The 18,651-nt window shown below is 64.4% G+C and carries 17 protein-coding genes; 6 read left to right on the top strand and 11 right to left on the bottom strand.

Features of this window, described 5'->3' with window-relative positions:
• Positions 1 to 39 precede the first annotated feature (39 nt).
• Entirely contained in the window at positions 40 to 2,127 is a 2,088-nt protein-coding gene (locus tag GAU_RS05545; protein ID WP_041265293.1) for an Ig-like domain-containing protein, read from the top strand.
• A 27-nt stretch (positions 2,128 to 2,154) separates the two neighbouring features.
• Here GAU_RS05545 and GAU_RS05540 read toward each other — a convergent pair whose 3' ends face one another.
• Positions 2,155 to 2,691 (bottom strand): YfiT family bacillithiol transferase, encoded by a 537-nt coding sequence (locus GAU_RS05540; protein WP_012682575.1) that lies wholly within the window; start codon positions 2,689 to 2,691, stop codon positions 2,155 to 2,157.
• Positions 2,692 to 2,864: 173 nt separating this feature from the next.
• Here GAU_RS05540 and GAU_RS05535 point away from each other — a divergent pair, with 173 nt between their 5' ends.
• From GAU_RS05535 to GAU_RS05520, 4 genes are read left to right on the top strand one after another with little or no spacing between them, the layout of a single operon-like run.
• Positions 2,865 to 3,641, top strand: coding sequence for a 3-keto-disaccharide hydrolase (locus GAU_RS05535; protein ID WP_052574257.1), 777 nt, complete (start codon positions 2,865 to 2,867; stop codon positions 3,639 to 3,641).
• Positions 3,641 to 4,858, top strand: a complete 1,218-nt coding sequence (locus tag GAU_RS05530; protein ID WP_012682573.1) for a nucleoside permease — start codon at positions 3,641 to 3,643, stop codon at positions 4,856 to 4,858. The genes GAU_RS05535 and GAU_RS05530 overlap by 1 nt, the downstream gene beginning before the upstream one ends.
• The gene (locus GAU_RS05525; RefSeq protein ID WP_012682572.1) at positions 4,855 to 5,538 is read left to right on the top strand and encodes a copper homeostasis protein CutC; all 684 of its coding nucleotides are present in this window, start codon (positions 4,855 to 4,857) and stop codon (positions 5,536 to 5,538) included. Before GAU_RS05530 ends, GAU_RS05525 begins: the two co-directional genes overlap by 4 nt.
• On the top strand, positions 5,535 to 7,205 hold the full coding sequence (locus tag GAU_RS05520; protein ID WP_012682571.1) for a beta-N-acetylhexosaminidase: 1,671 nt from the start codon (positions 5,535 to 5,537) through the stop codon (positions 7,203 to 7,205). The genes GAU_RS05525 and GAU_RS05520 overlap by 4 nt, the downstream gene beginning before the upstream one ends.
• A gap of 9 nt (positions 7,206 to 7,214) precedes the next feature.
• Here GAU_RS05520 and GAU_RS05515 read toward each other — a convergent pair whose 3' ends face one another.
• From GAU_RS05515 to GAU_RS05470, 10 genes are read right to left on the bottom strand one after another with little or no spacing between them, the layout of a single operon-like run.
• Entirely contained in the window at positions 7,215 to 8,453 is a 1,239-nt protein-coding gene (locus GAU_RS05515) for a Gfo/Idh/MocA family protein (RefSeq protein WP_012682570.1), read from the bottom strand.
• 37 nt (positions 8,454 to 8,490) lie between these two features.
• On the bottom strand, positions 8,491 to 9,441 hold the full coding sequence (locus tag GAU_RS05510; RefSeq protein WP_012682569.1) for an MBL fold metallo-hydrolase: 951 nt from the start codon (positions 9,439 to 9,441) through the stop codon (positions 8,491 to 8,493).
• A 22-nt stretch (positions 9,442 to 9,463) separates the two neighbouring features.
• On the bottom strand, positions 9,464 to 10,897 hold the full coding sequence (locus tag GAU_RS05505; RefSeq protein ID WP_052574255.1) for an amidohydrolase family protein: 1,434 nt from the start codon (positions 10,895 to 10,897) through the stop codon (positions 9,464 to 9,466).
• Positions 10,898 to 10,908: 11 nt separating this feature from the next.
• On the bottom strand, positions 10,909 to 11,508 hold the full coding sequence (locus tag GAU_RS05500) for a gluconate 2-dehydrogenase subunit 3 family protein (protein WP_012682567.1): 600 nt from the start codon (positions 11,506 to 11,508) through the stop codon (positions 10,909 to 10,911).
• Entirely contained in the window at positions 11,508 to 13,205 is a 1,698-nt protein-coding gene (locus tag GAU_RS05495) for a GMC oxidoreductase (RefSeq protein ID WP_012682566.1), read from the bottom strand. The genes GAU_RS05500 and GAU_RS05495 overlap by 1 nt, the downstream gene beginning before the upstream one ends.
• Before the next feature lie 43 nt (positions 13,206 to 13,248).
• Entirely contained in the window at positions 13,249 to 14,202 is a 954-nt protein-coding gene (locus GAU_RS05490; RefSeq protein WP_052574254.1) for a sugar phosphate isomerase/epimerase family protein, read from the bottom strand.
• Positions 14,199 to 14,696, bottom strand: coding sequence for a GNAT family N-acetyltransferase (locus tag GAU_RS05485; RefSeq protein ID WP_012682564.1), 498 nt, complete (start codon positions 14,694 to 14,696; stop codon positions 14,199 to 14,201). Before GAU_RS05485 ends, GAU_RS05490 begins: the two co-directional genes overlap by 4 nt.
• A gap of 22 nt (positions 14,697 to 14,718) precedes the next feature.
• On the bottom strand, positions 14,719 to 15,909 hold the full coding sequence (locus tag GAU_RS05480) for an NAD(P)/FAD-dependent oxidoreductase (protein ID WP_012682563.1): 1,191 nt from the start codon (positions 15,907 to 15,909) through the stop codon (positions 14,719 to 14,721).
• A 51-nt stretch (positions 15,910 to 15,960) separates the two neighbouring features.
• Positions 15,961 to 17,076: a S41 family peptidase gene (locus tag GAU_RS05475; protein ID WP_012682562.1), complete on the bottom strand. Its 1,116-nt coding sequence runs from the start codon at positions 17,074 to 17,076 to the stop codon at positions 15,961 to 15,963.
• Between the two features lie 55 nt (positions 17,077 to 17,131).
• Entirely contained in the window at positions 17,132 to 17,602 is a 471-nt protein-coding gene (locus tag GAU_RS05470; RefSeq protein WP_083765471.1) for a hypothetical protein, read from the bottom strand.
• Between the two features lie 53 nt (positions 17,603 to 17,655).
• Between GAU_RS05470 and GAU_RS05465 the strand changes: the two genes are divergently transcribed.
• Entirely contained in the window at positions 17,656 to 18,441 is a 786-nt protein-coding gene (locus GAU_RS05465) for a DUF2490 domain-containing protein (protein WP_012682560.1), read from the top strand.
• Positions 18,442 to 18,651: the final 210 nt, after the last annotated feature.

Genomic DNA, 18,651 nt, shown 5'->3' with positions numbered 1-18,651 from the left:
CGTTGCGGGGACAGGGTTTGGGGGACTAGGCTCCGCTCAATGACCAGTTTCCTTCTCCAGGGCACCGGGCTGCGGTCCCGTACCGAATCCGCCATACGGCCCGTGCGGCGCGCGCTGTGGCCGATGGTACTGGGCGCGTTGATGCTGAGCGCCTGCCGCGATGACAAAGGTGTGGCTCCGATCGTGGAGCCCTCGCATGCGCGCATCGCGTCTTTGATCGTGAGCCCCGCCTCCGTGAACTTACAGGCCGGCCAGGAGCGCACGCTGACGGTGGAGGCACGTGACAGCGTCGGCCAGCTCATCGCGAATCCCGTGGTGAGTTGGCGTACCGACGCGCCCACCGTTGCCACGGTGGATGCACGTGGGACCGTTCGCGGTGTCTCACCCGGCAACGCCCAGCTCACCGCCGCCGCGACCACCGGATCCGTTGCCGCGTCGGTGCCGGTGACGATCAGCGCGGCCACGCCCGGCCTCGCCCAGTGGCGTGCCGCGCGACCTGGCCTGACCGACGTGACGTTCCTCGGCATCTGGGACGATGGCGCGGGCAGTACGTATGCCGTGGGGCAAAACGGCGGCCTGCTGCGCTCGCGCAATGACGGCCCGTGGGAATACGTCTCGCTGGGGCACAATGAGACGGTGGTGGGTGTCTGGGGCGCCGCCCCCACCGACATCTGGCTGGTGGGATCCGGTGGCCTGATCATGCGCGGTGACGGCAACACCTTCCGCCGGATCACCAGCAACGTCACCGGTACCCTGCTCGAGGTGTGGGGGCTGTCGTCGAACGAGGTGTACATCACCGGCGACCGTGGCACCATCCTCCGCTGGAACGGGGCCACCCTCGAGCCGATGGTCAGTGGTGTGGGCGACGAGCTGTGGGGCATCTGGGGCGCGAGCACCAACGCGCTGTATGCCGTGGGCAACAATGGCACGCTGCTGCGTTACGATGGTTTCGCGTGGCGCCGCATGGCCTCTCCCGACGGCATGCCCTACTTCGATGTGTGGGGCACCAGCGAGAACAACGTGTTTGCGGTGGGCGTCGGTGGTTCCATCGTGCGCTACGATGGGTCAGGCTGGACGGCGATGAGCACGCCGGGCGCGGCCAATCTGTTTGCGATTCGCGGCCGGGAATTCAACGATGTGTACGCGGTGGGCAACAACGGCGCGACCTACCATTTCGATGGTACGACCTGGCGCGCTTTGACCATCGGCAATGGGCAGAACCTGCGAGCGATCACCCGTCGCGGCAACGGCGATCTCCGCATCACCGGCTGGTATGGCACGATGGTGCGTTTGCGTGGTCCGGGCCTGCTGGCCACGGCGACCACGGAACTCACGGACCCGCCGCTGCTGGCAACCTGGGGTGCCACCGGCGGAGCGACGTTTGCCGTGGGATTGGGTGGCACCGTGTTCCGTCGACAGGGACAGATGTGGGCACTCGAACCGGTGCCACCGGCGCACGATCTCTATGGCATCAGCGGCAACGGTCCGTCGGATATCGTGGCGGTGGGCGACACGGGCTCCATCCTGCGCTACGATGGCGCGACCTGGCGTAAGGATGCCCCCCCCACGTTGTACGTGTTGCGCGCCGTCTGGAGTGGCAACGGACAACATGTCATCGTCGGTGAGCGTGGCAGCATTTTCCGCTCGAATGGTGCCGGGTGGAGTCCACAGGCGAGTGGCACGCAGCGCTTCCTGCGCGCGGTCTGGGGGCCGGACGCCAGCGACCTCTACGCGGTCGGTGATTCAGGCACAGTACTGCACTTCGACGGTGGCCGCTGGACGCCCATGCCGGTGCCCACCACCAGTCGCCTGCGCGCCGTGTGGGGCACGAGCCGGACAGACATCTTCGCGGTGGGCGATTCGGGCACCACACTGCGCTACGATGGTGTCGCCTGGCGCGCACTGAGCAAGCCCACCCCACGTGATCTGCGTGCCCTGTGGGGGCGCAGTGGCACCGAGGTGTATGCGGCCGGCGACAGCGGTGCCGTGCTGCGCTACGACGGCAGCGCATGGCGCACCCTCACAACGCCGATGCGCCATCTGCTGTATGCGCTGTCTGGTGTGCCCGGAGACGACGCCGTGGTGGCGGTGGGCGATGGTGGACGGATCTGGGAAGGCCGACCGTAGGGAACGGTGGGCCCCCACGACCCACCGTTACGCACGCAGGGCGTTCACGACATGCGCCACATGATGGTCGCCATGCCATGCATAGAGCGCGAGCATCTGATCCAGCGTCATGCGGCCATTTTCGGGATGATATAACGCACGCTCGAACTGGGCATCACTCATGCCGCGCATGGTGGCCACCCAGCGTTCATGCACGGCCGTGAGCATGGTCAATGAGACCTGTGGCGATACCGAGTCGATGTCGGCCAGTTCCACCCAGGCATCCTGATCGTACGGCTTGATCGTGGGCTCATGCTCGGTGAGCGTCAGCTTGAGCCGGATATAGGCGTTCAGGTGACTGTCGGCCACATGATGCACCAGTTGCCGGATCGTCCAACCATCGGGCCGATAGGGGGCGTTGAGTGCGCCGTCGCTGATACCCGCCAATGCCGCGGCCAGATTGCCGGGCAGCGCGGCGATGCGCGCCACGAAGGCGGCACGTTGGTCCGCCGTAAAATCGGACGGCCGCTCGAACCGGCCAATCGGATAGCGCTGTGCGTCGGTCGCAGAAGAAGCGATGGTCATCGGAAACGGGACAATGGCTGAGGACAGGGATCGTCGACGGTGACGGACGGCCCTCTAAGCTGTGGCCGTGTCTTCCGCACGGCCAGCGCCGACCATAGCATAGGGACTCTTCCCGGTTCATCCCGATGCGAGACGCTCCGTCCCCGCCGCTTTCTCAACACCAGATCCGGCCGATGCCTATACGCCCGCTCGTCATTTCGTCCGCCGCCCTCCTGCTTATCGCCTGTGGCGGTGGTGGTGCCCGATCCTCCAGCGGCGATGCGTCAGCCATTCGTGGCGCCATAGGCGGTGGGGTACGGGCCGGTGCCGCGCCCGCGCAAACAGCACAAACAGCACAAACCGCAACGCCTGGGGCGTGGGTATCGCTGTTCAATGGTCAAGCCATCAGCGGCTGGCACAACTACAAAACGCCGGGCGCGCCGGTGGTTGGATGGAGCGCGATCAATGGAGAGCTGGTCCGCTCAGGTCCCGGCGGCGACCTCACCACCGACAAACAGTACACCAACTTCGAACTCGAACTCGAGTGGAAGGTGGAAGCCGGTGGTAACAGCGGCATCATCTATCGCATCGACCCGGCGTCCGAGGTTTCGTATACCAGCGGACCGGAGATGCAGATCCTCGACGATACCAAACATCCCGACGGCAAAAATCCGCTCACGTCCGCAGGCGCCAACTACGCGCTGCACGCGCCGCCGGCAGGCATCGTGAAGCCGGTGGGCGAATGGAATGCCATCCGCCTCATCGTGAACGGCAATCACGTCGAACATTGGCTCAACGGCATCAAGGCTGTGGAATACGAGCTCGGCTCACCCGATTGGGAAACGCGCCGGCAGGCCAGCAAGTTCGCCACCTGGACGGGGTATGGTCGCGCCGCCCGCGGATACATCGCGCTGCAGGACCACGGTGACCGGGTGGCCTTCCGCAACCTCCGCATCCGGGAGCTGCCATAATGGGCACGCGCGGCCGGCTGTCGATCATGATGTTCCTCCAGTACTTCGTCTGGGGGTCGTGGTTCGTCACGATGGGCACGTATCTCGGCTCCACCCGCGGCTTCTCCGACACCAATATCGGGGCCGCCTACGGAGCCACCGCCATCGCGGCCATCGTATCGCCGTTTTTCATCGGCATCGTGGCCGACCGCTTCTTCGCGAGCGAAAAACTGCTGGCCATCCTGCACCTGGTCGGTGGTGTGTTGATGTACTTCATGGCACAGCAGACCGAGTGGCCGGGCTTTTATGCCCTGCTGCTCGCGTATGCGTTCTGCTATATGCCCACGTTGTCGCTGACCAACTCCATCTCGTTCCACCACATCACCGATGCTGCGCGTGATTTCCCCATCGTGCGCGTGCTCGGTACCATCGGCTGGATCGTGGCCGGCATCGTCGTGGGCAAGGTGCTCAAGGCGGATGCGCTCAACACCCCGATGCTGCTCTCGGCTGGTGGCTCCATCGTGCTCGGACTGTACGCACTGGCGTTGCCACACACACCACCCAGGGCGGCCGGTGCGCCGTTCAGCCTGCGTGACGCGATCGGACTCGATGCGCTGCAACTGCTCCGCCATCGTGACTTCGTGATCTTCGTGCTGGGGTCGTTCTTCCTGTGTATTCCGCTGCAGTTCTACTACGCGTTCGCCAACCCGTACCTGAACGAGATCGGTGCACCGGAGCCGGCGTTCATCCAGACGTTCGGACAGATGAGCGAAATCGGCTTCATGCTGCTCCTGCCGATCGCCCTGCGCTCGCTCGGCATCAAGTGGATCATGTTGGTGGGCATGTTGGCCTGGGCACTGCGGTACTTCGCGTTTGGCTATGGCGCCGGCGGGCCCGTCATGCCGCTGGTCTACCTGGGCATCCTGTTGCATGGCGTGTGTTACGACTTCTTTTTCGTGGCCGGTCAGATCTACACCGACGAGCGGGCGGGTCCGAAAGTGCGGGCGGCGGCTCAGGGCTTTCTCAATCTGATCACCAACGGTGTGGGGTACTTCATCGGTGCTGCCGTGTCGGGCAAGGTGGTCAGCCAATACGTGCTCGAACCAACCGCCGGCGCGCTCAAGCATGATTGGCTCGCGATCTGGCAGTACGCGGCCTACTTCGCTCTGGCGGTGTTCATCGTATTCCTGTTGCTGTTCCGCCCCACGTCCTCGACTTCGCGCACCGCCACCTCGTGACCGCGCCATCGCCCACCACCAGCACGCGACGAGTGCTGGTGGAAGCCTGCTGTGATTCCGTGCCCACCGCCACGGCGGCGGTTGGATTCGGTGCCGATCGCATCGAGCTCTGCGGGCCGGGGGATGGGGGCACGACGCCATCCCTGGGTCTGATGACGCGATGCCGTGATGCGGTGCGCGTACCGATCCATGTGATGGTCCGCCCTCACACGCACAGCTTCGTGTACGACGAAGACGATATCACGGTGATGGTGCGTGATATCGAGGCGGCGCGCGCGGCAGGTATGGACGGCATCGTCGTGGGACCGCTGCGTGCTGATGGCCATATCCAGCGCGAGCAGTTGCAGGCACTGGTGTCTGCGGCAGGCCCCATGCGTGTGGCGTTTCATCGGGCGTTCGATCGCACCCCCGATGCCACCGATGCCCTCGCCACGCTTCTGGAGGCCGGTGTGGGCCTGGTACTCACGGCCGGTCATGCGCCGACCGCATTGGCCGGTGCTGCGACGTTGCGCTCACTCCGTGCATTGGCTGGCGACCGCCTGGTGATTCTGGCCGGCGGTGGAGTACGCGGCGACAACGTGCAGGACATCGTAGCCGACACGGGTGTGGCGGAGGTACACGCACGGTCCACCGACCCCACCATCGTACGGGATGTCGTTCTTGCCCTGGAGGGCGCGTGACATCAGCTCCGGCGTGGCGATCGCGTGTGTTTGAGGCGCTGGCGTTGACCCTGTTGCTGGTTCTGACCACGCCCCGTGCCACACACGCTCAATCGTCTGCGGCTTCCTCGGACGGTGCGTCGATGCTGGGGCTGGTGCCGAAGCCGGCACAGCTTGTGGCGCGCACAGGCCGCCATGTCATCACACGAGCCACCGTGGTGCACGCGGCGCCGGTCTTCGCCGCGGTGGCTCGCCGCTTCGCCCGTGATGTCGCCGACCCATTCGGTTTCGAACCAGCCGTGTCCACGCGCTCGGCCACGTCCGCAGCCGGCATCCACCTGCGCCTGCAGTCCTCGCTGCCCGCTGAAGGGTATCGGCTCGAGGTTTCGCCATCACAGGTGATCATCCACGCGAGTGCGCCGGCTGGCGCCTTCTACGCGCTCGAGACGGTGAAGCAGTTGTTGCCACCGGCGGTGTATCGCCGCGCGCCGGTGCCGGGCACCGTGTGGGCCATTCCTGCGGTGTCCATTGAAGACGCACCACGTTTCTCCTGGCGCGGGGCGCATCTCGATGGAGCGCGGCACTTCATGCCCAAAGAGTTCGTGCGCAAGTACATCGACCTCTTGGCACGCCACAAGCTCAATCGATTCCACTGGCATCTCACCGATGATCAGGGGTGGCGTCTCGAGGTGAAAAAGTATCCGCGTCTCACGGAAGTGGCCTCTTGTCGTGAGGCCACGGTGGTCGGCTCGCACAACACCGATCCGGCCAAGCGCGTGTTCGATGGCCGTCGGCATTGCGGTTTCTACACGCAGGACGACGTTCGGGAAATCGTGGCCTACGCGGCCGAACGCATGATCACGGTGGTGCCGGAAGTGGAGATGCCTGGTCACGTACAGGCCGCCATCACCGCCTATCCGTTTCTCTCCAGCCGACCCGACACCACACCGGGTGTGATGCAGGTGTTTGGCGTGAGTGATTTCATCCTCGCTCCCAGTGACAGTGCCGTGGCCTTCATGCAGGATGTGCTGCGCGAAGTCCTCACCCTGTTTCCATCGCCATGGATTCACATTGGTGGCGACGAGGCAGACAAAAAGCAGTGGAAAGCCAGTCCCGCCATTCAGGCGCGCATCAAATCACTCGGCCTGAAAGACGAACACGAGATGCAAAGCTGGTTCGTCCGCCAGATGGACACGTTCCTGAGCGCGCAGGGGCGCCGGATGATCGGCTGGGATGAGATTCTCGAAGGTGGGCTGGCTGAACAGGCCACGGTGATGAGCTGGCGTGGCACATCCGGTGGCATCGCCGCAGCCAAGGCCGGCCACGATGTGGTGATGGCGCCGGCCGGCTACACCTACTTCGACCACCGGCAATCACGGGATGCCAGGGAGCCGCTGTCCATTGGTGGGTTCACACCACTCGATTCGGCGTACGCGTTCGAGCCCGTTCCTTCGGAGCTCAGCGCTGCGGAAGCGAAACATGTGCTCGGTGCACAAGGCCAACTGTGGAGTGAGTACATCCCCAACCCCAAACACGCCGAGTATATGGCGTTCCCGCGGCTCTCGGCGTTGTCGGAGGTGGTCTGGAGCCGGAAGGAACGCCGGAACTTCAACGACTTCCTGCGCCGCCTGCCATCGCATCTGGCACGGCTCGATGCGATGGACGTGAACTACCGACGGCTACCATAGCGAAACCGCTCAGCGCGGATTCCAGGTCCCCTGCGCCACCTGCGGCACAAATTTGTCGACACCGCGTTCGCTGTACTCCAGCGTCTTGCCCAGCTCCGCACTCTTGTAGGCGTGCATGAGAATGCGCACGACATCGAGCCCATCCTGGAAGGTGAGCAGCGGTTTCTCCTTGCCGAGGAACGCGCGCACAAAATGGCGATCTTCGGCTTCGTAGCCGTACGCGATCGCTTCGTTCACCACCACCGGCATCTGCCCGATCTCGGCGTTCTGCTTTTCCACGATATCTTCGCCCGTCTTGCCTTTCACGGCGCGTGAGAAAAACAGATCGAGTCCGCTGTCGAGCGTATTCCAGCGCATCGAATACTCCGGGCCAAGCAACTCGGCGCTGAGTCGCAGTCCCGGTCCGACAAAACTCCAGCTCGTGGTTGCCTCACCGATGGCCGTATGGCCATCCGGCGTTTCGAACTCGATGGTCACGCTGGCAAAGTCTTCACTGGGCGTCTTGGTGTAGTCCACGCCGCTCGACTTCTTGAGCTGCGCCGCATAGGGGGCCCGCGACCACTTGAGTGACGCGATACGTCCGGTGACGCGTTTCACGGCCAATGACGACAGCGGCTTGCCCGGTGGCGTGAGCAACTGGCGTACGACGAGCGCGGAGTGGCACATCATGTCGTTCAGCACACCACCGCCCTGCTGCGCACCGTTCCAGAACCACGGTGCGTGCGGTCCGCCATGTTCTTCTGCCGCACGTGCCAGGTACGGCGCACCGGTGGTAGCCGCACCGCGGCGCCACAGCAGATCGTGTCCCACGGCCACCTGCGGTGCGAAGTACTGGTTCTCGAGGTAACCGTGCATGATGCCGGCGCCCTCCACCAGCTTGATCACCTGCTTCGCTTCGGCCACGGTGCGGGCAAGCGGCTTCTCGCAGGCGATGCCTTTGAGTGTGCCCTTCCCCGACGTCACCGCGTCACAGATCTCCTCGACATTTTCGATGCGCGCCTGATTCGGCCCATTGAGCCAAATGGCATCGATAGCCGGATCGGCCACCATGTCGGTGATGGTCTTGTACGCCTTGGCCTCACCCACATCGAGTTCACGGGCGTAGCGGGCCGCTGACGCGGCATTCTTCTGGTTCGGGCTCCACACGCCGAGCACGTCGGCATCACGCACGAAGCGCAGTCCCTGCATGTGGAAGCGGGCGTTGAACCCCGAGCCGACGAAACCGATACCGAGTCGTTTGGCAGACATGATGTGCGGGAGAGTTGGTCAGGTAGGTATTTCGAAACTACCACACGGACAGGTCGGCGGCGATGGCGACAGGGCCGTTGTAGCCACCACGCCTCACACCCTCGAGCAATTCGTCATCTGTGCCGCCCATGCGCACGATATGCGACAACACCACCTGCTTCACGCGTGCCGCCGCGGCCAAGGCTCCCACCTCACGATCACTGGTGTGTACGGTGCGCATATAGGCCGGCCATTCTTCTCCGCCCGGACGGTCTTCGGGCTTGAGCCGCACTTCCGGATAGGTCTCGTGCACCAGCACGTCCGCATCGCGCGCGGCAGCCTGCAATTCGGGGCTGGGACCGGTGTCACCAGACAGCACCAGGCGGCGCGTAGGGGTGGTGATGACGTAGGCCAAAGCTGTGGACCATGCGCCGTGTGGCACACGGACGGCGGTCACCTTCAGGCCCGCGCTGTCATACACCACTCCGCCGGTGATTTCGCGCACATCTCCACCAGGCACACGTGGCAGGCGCTCCTGTCCACTCACGCGCACATCGACATCCTCACGCCAGGCATCGACGATACGGTCAACCATGCGCATCGTGCCCGGTGGTCCACTGAGTCGCTGCGGCGTTCGCCGTCCCATGACCCATGGCGTGAGCAGCACATCGGGCAAGCCAAGTGTGTGATCGGAATGCAGATGCGTCAGGAAGACATGGGTGAATCCGTCGATCGGCAGTCCGGCCGCCGCCGCACGGCGCATCACACCGGCACCAGCGTCGAACAACAGCACCCGATCACCAAACACCACCGCATAGGCGGGCCCCGCGCGATCGGGGTCTGGAACCGGCATCCCTGAACCCAGCACGATCAGACAGCCTGCAGCACGTTGTGTCTCGCTGCAGCGTTGCGTGTTGGTAAAGCGGCGTTGCGCGTGCGCGGCGGCGATCGGCCAACACAGCAGAGCAGCCAACAGCATGCGACGCGGGATGCTGCGCGCCATACTCATCGTGCGACTCCTGGAAAGGAGACTACCAAAGCCCCGCTTTGCCGCGCACCGATTCGATCAGCGCCTTGGGATCGAAGCCCACGCCCTGCTTGAATACCAGCTCCACATTGCGGATGGCCGTGATGTCCTGCACCGGGTTGCCATCGAGCACCACGAGGTCCGCGAGCTTGCCCGGGACCAACGAACCGGTCACATCACCGCGTCCGAGATACGTGGCCCCATTCAGCGTGGAGATCCGAATGGCTTCGAGAGGGGAGAAGCCACTTTCCACCAGAAGCTCCACGGCACGCTGGTTGGAGAATCCGGCCACCAACCCACCACCACCCGTGGGATCGGTGCCCACGATGACCGTACCACCGGCTTTCGCAAACGCGCGCTCCATCGCCATACCTTTGGCAAACGACTTGAGATACGGCGACTGCGTGTTGCGCTGCGTGGCGTCATGCCGCCGCTGATACTCATCGCGCAATTGTGGCAGCAACACATCGAGCCCGCGCGGCAGCGGACGGCCAGGGGTGAACGTCTCGAAGATCGTGAGCGTGCTGGTGACTGCCACGTTCCGGTCGATCAGATACTTGAACAGCGCCTGCACCTCCGGACTGGCCGGGTCGAGCGCGGCCATGGTGTTTTGCGCGGCACCACCCCGCCCCACGCAGGTATCGACCGGCTTGTTGGGCACGAAGTCATTCATCGCGAAGAACGCGTGTTCCAGATCGTCGATTCCCGCGTCGGCCGCTTCGCGATAGGTCACGGAGCACAGGTGGCCCGTGACCTTGAGTCCCCGCTTGTGTGCCGCATCGACCGCGACCTTGAGCGCGGCGCGCGAGATGTTCATGTACGCCTTGAACGACGTGGCGCCCAAATCGGCCCAATACTCCACGAGCTTGCGCGCGTCGGTCGTATCACGAAGGATCTGCACCTGATTGAAGCCCATACCGGGGCCTTCCAGATACGGCGCGGTGGCGTCAATCCACGGACCGGCTTTGTCGCCACGTGCGATGGATTTGCCGATCAGGATTTCCGAGATCCCGTTCATGTTGCCGCCGGTGCGCATGCTGGTCACACCGCCGGCCAGATACAGTCGCGTGAAACTCTCCGTCAGGTTGCCGTACGTGCCGGCACCCACCGGGTAGTAGAGATGTTCATGCACCATCACGAGACCCGGGATCACCGTCTTGCCGGCCAGATCCATCGTCACCGCGCCCGCTGGTATCGAGGCACTCGCGGCCGGCCCGATGGACGCAATGCGACCATCGCGGATGACCACCGTCTGCCCATCACGCGGTGCGGCGCCCGTGCCGTCGATGACACGCACATTGGTGAGTGCGACCACAGCGGTATCCACCCGCACATACGACCGGGTGGCGGGACCTATGGGCGCGCGCTGCGCACTCACACCGGAACCCACCATCGCCGCCACAAATGCCAGAGCGGCGGCGATACGATGACCCATCATCCCACGCTGACTCACGCGCCCCCCAGCGCTTTGCGATTGGCCGGCGCAGGGCAACCCGCCCAGGCAGAGACGGGCACATTGCCCATGTACCCGATGTCTTTCACACCAATGCGGCTGGTGAAAAACCCATTCGCGCACAGATCGCGGAACGCATTGAAGAATCGGACGCCCGCCTGGTGCTCCGGCTTGGCCTTGGCGGGCCAGGCGATGTCATCGACAATCGCGGTGCGCTGCGCCGCGGCGAGATCCGGGAACGCCTTGCCAAAACGCGCCCGCGATTCGGCGTTGAGCCATCCCAATCCGTCGCGCATACGGGCCTGATTGCCCGTGTACGTCATCATCACGAAGTCCATGAACTCGGGCACACCGGCTTCCGTCGCACTGCCCGATCGCGCATCACGCGGGATCACCATATCGGCCAGCACGCGCACGGTGCGCCACTCGAGCGGCTGAAAGAACTTCGGCACAAACGCGGCCCGTGGCTGTGCCTGCTCCAGCTCATCGAGCACGGTGTGTGTATGCAAGGCGGCATCGGCCACATCACTATGCGAAAGCGCCCAGGCACCCATCGGCATGGTGGCCAACAGCTTCATCATCTCGCGGCGTTCCATCAGAGGGCCCCCGCCTTGCGCTGCTGGGTGATGTACTCTGATGCCCGCATCGAAAGTGCAAGAATGGTCCAGGTAGGGTTCTTGTCGCACTGCGACACGAATGACCCACCGTCCGCGACAAAGAGATTCTTGCAATCCCACGCCTGACACTGACTGTTGAGCGCCGACACCTTTGCATCGCTACCCATGCGCACCGTGCCCAGTTCGTGGATGATCGATCCACCCGTCGCGATACCGTAGCCCTGCTCCTTGCTCGGCATGGCATTGAACACGGTGCCGCCCATTTCGGCGATCAACGCCCGAAACGTCTCCTGCATGTGCTTCACCTGGTTGTACTCATGATCCGTCCACTGCCAATGGAACCGCAGCACCGGGATGCCCCACTGATCACGCCGTTCGGGATCGAGTTCGGCATACGACTTCTCGTTGGGGATCATTTCGCCACGTCCCGAAAACCCGATGGTCGTGCCCCAGTACTTGCGATAGCTCTCCTTGAGGGAGGCACCGTAACCACCACCGTCCGGATAGCGCTGAATGCCGCCCATGAACCCGTAGCTCGGCATGCCGTACCCGCCCCACACTTCGATGTGGTACCCCCGCGGGAAGTCGAGCTTCTTGTTGTCCAGCCACCACGGCATGTACACATGGCCACCGCCCACCCCATCGCAGTTGTGCCGGGGCATGCCTTCCAGCGCAGGGATATACCCAGCCACATCGGTGCCGGTGGAATCGGTGATGTAGCGTCCCACCACGCCGCTGGAATTGCCGATGCCATCAGGGAATCGTGAAGACTTCGAGTTGAGCATGATGCGACTCGACTCGAGACTCGATGCGGCCAGCACCACCACCTTGGCGCGCACATGTTCATCCCGCCCGGTCTTCTTGTCGATGTAACTCACCCCGGTGGCGAGGCCGGCGTCGTTCACCGTCACCTCACGCGCCATCGCATTGCTCAGAATGGTGAGACGCCCTGTTTTCTGCGCCGGGAACAGCAACACATTCGGCGCGGTGAAGTTGGAGTTCGTCATGCATCCGCGGTTGCACTGCCCGCAGTAATGACACGGCGCGCGCATGCCGAGCGGCTTGGTGATGATCGAGAGCCGAGCCGGAATGCAGGTCACATTGAGTTTCTTGGAGGCACGCTGCACCAGCTTCTCGTAGCAGCGGGGTTCCGGCGGTGGCATGAATTCACCATCGGGATGGTTCTCCAGCCCTTCATTGCTGCCGAAGATGCCCACCAGCCGGTCCACACGATCGTAGTATGGCTTGATGTCGTCGTACCCGATCGGCCAGTCGTCACCAAGGCCATCACGACTCTTGGCCTTGAAGTCATGCGGCCCGAAACGCAATGAGATGCGCCCCCAGTGATTGGTGCGTCCGCCCAGCATGCGTCCGCGCCACCAACGGAAATTCTGCGAGCCTTCGGCGACCGTGTACGGTTCGCCGGGAATATCCCACCCACCCAGACAGGCATCGTGCTCGCCAAATTGCCGCTCCGGCGTGCTGCCGCCGCGACGTGCCGTATCGTACGGCATCTTGAGCATCGACGAATCCTTGGTGTTGTCCCACCATGGTCCGGCTTCGAGCATCACCACACGCGCGCCCTGCCGTGTGAGTTCATATGCGGCCATGGCGCCGCCGGCGCCGGAGCCAACAATGCAGACATCGTATTCGGGGCGGCGGGGCTGGATCTGCATCAGAAGGTGGGGAGTGTGGGAGGAAACAGCGTGACGGTGGCGACTACAACGCCTTGAGGGCGGCGGCGCTCGCTTTCACCGACGCGAGCGGATCCGTGGGATTGTCGTGTTCGATGAACCAGTGGGCCAACCCCGACGCGCGCCCCTTGGTCAGAATGCTCTTGAAGTCGATGGTGCCGGCACCGACATCCATCATGACACGCTCAGGCGGCGGTCCGGCGTCCTTCACATGACACGCAACCACGCGACCAGGCCAACGTGCGATGATAGCCAGCGGATCGTGCCCTGCCTTTACGGCCCAATACAGATCGAGCTCAAGCTTCATCACCGCAGGATCGGTCTGCGTGGTGAGAATCTCGTAGCCCGTGGTGCCATCGACGGGCGTGAACTCGTAGTCGTGATTGTGATAGGCGAACGACAATCCCGCGGCCTTCGCCCGGGTGGCACCGGTGTTCAGCCGCTCGGCCAGACGCTGCCAGTTGGCGCGCGAACCACGATACTCATTGTTGACCGACGGCACGATCACATAGCGATGTCCCATCGCATTGGCGCGATCAAACACCGCGCCCCACCCGTCGTCGGTGGCCGGTAGCGCTTCATGCGTGGCGGGCGCGGTGAGACCATGCTGCTTGAGGAGTGCCTTCCACCACGCCGCATCCTTGTTGTAGTAGCCCGCGAACTCGAGCTCGGTAACTCCGGCGCGCGCCACCGCCGCGATGGTGCCTTCAAGATCGGTGGCCATCGCACGACGCACGGTATACAACTGCAATCCGATGCGGTCGATGCGCGTATGGCGCGCGTCGAGCGCATGCGGCTCGGCAGCCATCGCCGTGCGTGGCCACAGTGCACGCACACCGATCGCACCGCCCACCACCCCGCCGGCGAGCGCACCCAACATCGCACGACGCGAAAGCGCGTCCGATGCCCGCACGGCATCATCGTGCATGCCATCGTTCTGCGGATCGTTGTTCCGCACGTCGTCGCTCTGTTCGTTCATGTCTCCGGTCCTCCTGTCGCGAGCTGCGAAAGTGCGTCGCCTGTGACGCGATAGACAGTCCATTCATCCTGCGGCCGCGCGCCGAGTTTTTCGTAGAAACCGATGGCATCCACGTTCCAGTCGAGCACCGACCACTCGAGGCGGCCACAGTCCCGTTCCACCGCCAGCGCAGCCAGTCGCACCAGCAGGGCTTTGCCAATCCCTTTGCCACGGAACGCCGGTCGGACAAACAGATCTTCGAGGTAGATGCCCGGTCGCGCAAGGAACGTGGAGAAGTTGTGGAAGAAGAGTGCAAAACCAGCGACGGCACCTTCCCACTCCGCGATGAGCACCTCGGCATACGGACGCGGGCCGAACAGGGCCTGCGTGAGCAACGCGTCGGTCGCCACGCACTCATGCCGCAGGCGCTCGTAGTCGGCCAGCCCTTCGATGAGCTCACGAATGACGGATACGTCCTGCGCGGTGGCCGGACGGATGATCAGCGATGTTGTCATGGATCCAAGTGAATGCGAAGAACTACGCCGTAGGGCCTACCCCGGAACTGTCATCACGCAGCGCACCATGTGTGACGGCGGTCGACCATTGATCGCCGAGCAAGGTGCGAATGCCCGATGGATCCCCGTCGAGGGCAGCCGCCGCCACGCCCCGCGCCGCCAGCGCACCGATCACGTTGCCGGTGCCGGAATATCCGCCCAGCGCCCAGACCCGTTCGCGCACCTGTTCGATGACCGGCAGTCCCGTGTCGGTGTATCCGGCGCACGCCGCCCAGCGATGCGTGATGGGTGCCGTGACGCCGATGTGGGAACGCAAAAACGATTCGAGCATGTCCTGCACCGCCGCCGTGGGCGTGGCATCGGTGCTCCACTCGCTCTCACCCGCCCGATCGCGAAATCCCCCGAACGCCACCGAACCATCTGGCAACTGTTGCCAGTACTCGTATCCCTCGCGGTAGTACATCGGACATGGAATGGTGCGCTCCGCCGTTGGGGCAGTGGCCAGCATCTGCAGGCGCGCGGTACGAACCCGTCCAGCGAGTTCCGGCAGCAACAACTCCAGGCGACCATCCACGGCAACGAACACCCGCGCACAATGCACCGACCCCTGAGCCGTGATCACTCGCGTCCCGTCGATCTGCTGCACCGGCGTGCGCGCAAACAATCGCGCACCATCGTCACGGGCCCGCAGGGCCAGTGCCCGGCAACGCGCCAGCGGATTGAATGACGCATCGGATGGGAGGAACAGCCCCACCCCCAGTGCATCCTCCACCCACTCGCAGGCCAGACCATCGGCTTGCATCATCGCCTGCTGCGCGCGGCAATCTTCGAGTTCCCAGTCGTCGGCCACGAGCCGACGCGAACCCGTGAACCGCACGGTTCCTGGTGCGGCCGATGCAATGCGCGGCAGTTCTGCCAGCGTGGCCGCATAGATCGCACGAGCGCGATCATGACCGTGTTTGCGCACCGCATCGTGATAAAAGTCATAGGCGCCGGCCAGCAGAAAGCCGCCATTGCGACCGGCGGCCCCTGCGCCGACATCGCCCGCATCGAGCCCCACCACGCGTTCATCCCGGCGCAGGAGTTCTTCGATGAGAGTCAGGCCGGTGCCGCCCAGGCCGATCACACAACTGTCCGCACTGACATCGCCATTCAAGGCGGGCAGCGGGGTCCAGCGACCGTCATCCCAGACGGGGATATTGGATTTACTCATGAGGCGCTCGCGTCGCGGAGGGCACCGGCACGGGGCGCGCGGCGCCACCATTCAATGGCGATCGCGCACGTCCAGTTGTCGACTCGGCGGATCTGCCGAGCCACTCGGCGCGATACGGTACACTCCAGTCCGCTCTCCTAGCAATCCGACCGCCGCATCGATCAGCGGATCCCGCATCGAATCGTAGCTGGCCGGGTCCCACGCCATGGCCAAATGCGGTGCCACGCCACGCCCTTCGATGGGTTGCCGATCAGGGCCGTATTCGAGCCAGCGGGGCACAGTGAATTGCCAGCCATTGCCGAGGGCGAAGGTGGCGGGATTTCCAGACGCACCACCCGTGGTGTCGCCGATGACGGTGACCTGGGGCAAGGTGCGCATGGCGGCCGCAAAACTCTCGGTGGCGCTGAGTCCACCACGCCCGGTGATGAGCACGACGGGGCGTGTGAACTGCCACGGGCCGCGCGGGGCGATCGTGCGCGCCAACGGCATCTCCACATCGGTGACTCGCGGGTCGGTGCGGATCTCCACGTAGGACGCGGGGAACGCACGGCGCGTGAACCGTCCGGCAAAGGCCATTGCCGTGCCGTCGCTGCCGCCCGCGTTGGTGCGCAGATCGATGATCAGTCCCTGCGCATCGCGGGCGCGCTCCAGCGCCAGGTCGAGCGCGTCGATGTCGACCGGTGCTCGCCATGTTCCGATGTAGAGGTAGGCATAGCCGCCCACCAGCCCTTCACCGATCTCGTTGCGCCGTACGATGCTTGCGTCACGCATAGCGGCTTCCCAACGCGCACGATCGAAGTTCGTGAGGGCGTTGGCGCGGTAGGTGGGCACGGCCTGCCCCCGTGGATCAACCAACCACACGTGACGGTCGTGCAATGGTGCCAGCATCTCGATGAGCACGGCCACCAATTCATCTTGCGAACGCGCACGCTCCGCGCGTGGGCGATAGCGCGCCCGTTGCGCATTCCAGTCGACGCGCTTGTACGCAAACGACGGATACACGTCGTCGAAGCGCGTCCACAACGCGTCAAACTGATCGATGAACGCCGCTCGCGGCGCCACATTCGGCGCGACTGGACGGGCAGGTGTGGTAGGACGCCCGCAACCTACAGCGAGCGCAAAACCCGCCAGCGCCAGCGCGGCCCGAAACCGCCCTGCGCATTGCATACCAGAACGATGCAGGCCGGACCGCGCAGGGTCCAGCCTGTTGGGACAAAAGGCGTTACGCCTTTCCGCCGTCGAGCCCGCTGGCGAGCCCCAACGCCACTTGCCGGGCCAGCACGGCCAGATCCGGCGAATGCTGCACGGCCTGGTAGTACAACCGCTGGAAGGCGTCACCCTCCGAATCGGCCTGGAGCAGCAATCGCGACCGGTCGAACAGGGCCTTGGCCTCTCCGGCGCCCAGCAACTGCTTCTTGTCGGCCAGGCGCTCGTCAATGAGCAGCACCAACTGGGCCATGGGACGCAACCAGTCGAACCACGGATCGTTGATCACGAGCTGGAGGAACGCGCTGTTGTTGGCCAGCCGCCCCTTCACCTTCTCGTAGCGCTCGCGTTCCACGTGCAGGAGTGCCCGGTGCACGCGCAGCAGGTCATCGCGCACCCGATCGAGGCGCTGCCGCTGTTCGGGGGTCGCGGGAATGGCGTCCACCGACTCGGGCGCGGAATTGGTCTCGGGAGCTGATTCGGACATGAGCGTGGGGCAAGTAGTAGCGTCGTTACAATTCATCGACGAGATTGGAATCTATGCACTTCTCCCGCCTCACCAACCGCGTGTTTGCCGTGGCCCTGACCGCCGTGGCCATCGTTCTCCCCCACCAGCTCGGCGCTCAGGCGCAGGAGCCGTGGCGTACTGTGCGGCAGAATGACCACATCTGGCTGGCGGTCACCTACGACCAGCCGGTCAGCCCGCGCTGGGCAGTGCTGGGCGATATCCAGTGGCGTCGCACCGACGGGCTTTCCAAGCCGCAGCAGTTCATGTTCCGCAATACCCTCACGTACAAGCTGGCCGACGGCCTGCGGCTGGGTGGCGGTGTGAACTACGGAGCCACGGCCCCCTATGGGGAACTGCCCTCCGCCCGCCCGGTGCGGGACCATCAGCTCTTCCTGTTCGCGCAGATGAACCAGCGGCCGGGCAAGTTCGACCTGATGCATCGGTACCGGTACGAACATCGTTGGCTGTCGGACATCTTCACCGACGAGGACGGTGACCGTTCGCGGGGGGCGAATCGGTACCAGCAGCGGGCCCGGTATCTGTTGCGGGCCGCCTATCCCGTGCCCGGCCTCAAGTACCGCACGCGCGACGTGACGGCGGTGCTGCAGAACGATGTGTTCGTGGGCATCCACCACACGGACCGGGGACTCGCAGTCGACCAGAACCGGTTCTCGTTCGGTACGGGCATCCCGCTCAGTGCCACCAAGCGCCTGGACGTCCTTTGGTTGCAGCAGTGGATCGCGCATCCGGCCCGGCGGGCGAGTGAGAACAATGGCACGGTGTGGATCCTGCTCAACCACATCGGCCGGCCGCGCTGACCGGCAGGGGAGGGCGAGTGGCGGAGGCCGAGTGGTGGGAGCGTGCGAGGTGTCCAGAGGCCGCTCCCTGAGGCCCGGACGAGGACGATTCGGACGAAATCGCATCCGAATGTGTCTGGACAAGCGTTTCACGGGGCCGTTGCGTTAGGGAACGAGGGACTTTGTCGCCCTGTCCGGTTTCCCCGTTGCCTGAGGCCTCCACGCCCATGC

The sequence above is a fragment of the Gemmatimonas aurantiaca T-27 genome, from assembly GCF_000010305.1.
Lineage (GTDB): Bacteria > Gemmatimonadota > Gemmatimonadetes > Gemmatimonadales > Gemmatimonadaceae > Gemmatimonas > Gemmatimonas aurantiaca.
Note: the sequence above shows the minus strand (reverse complement) of the source record. Positions and strands in the feature narration are given on the sequence as shown.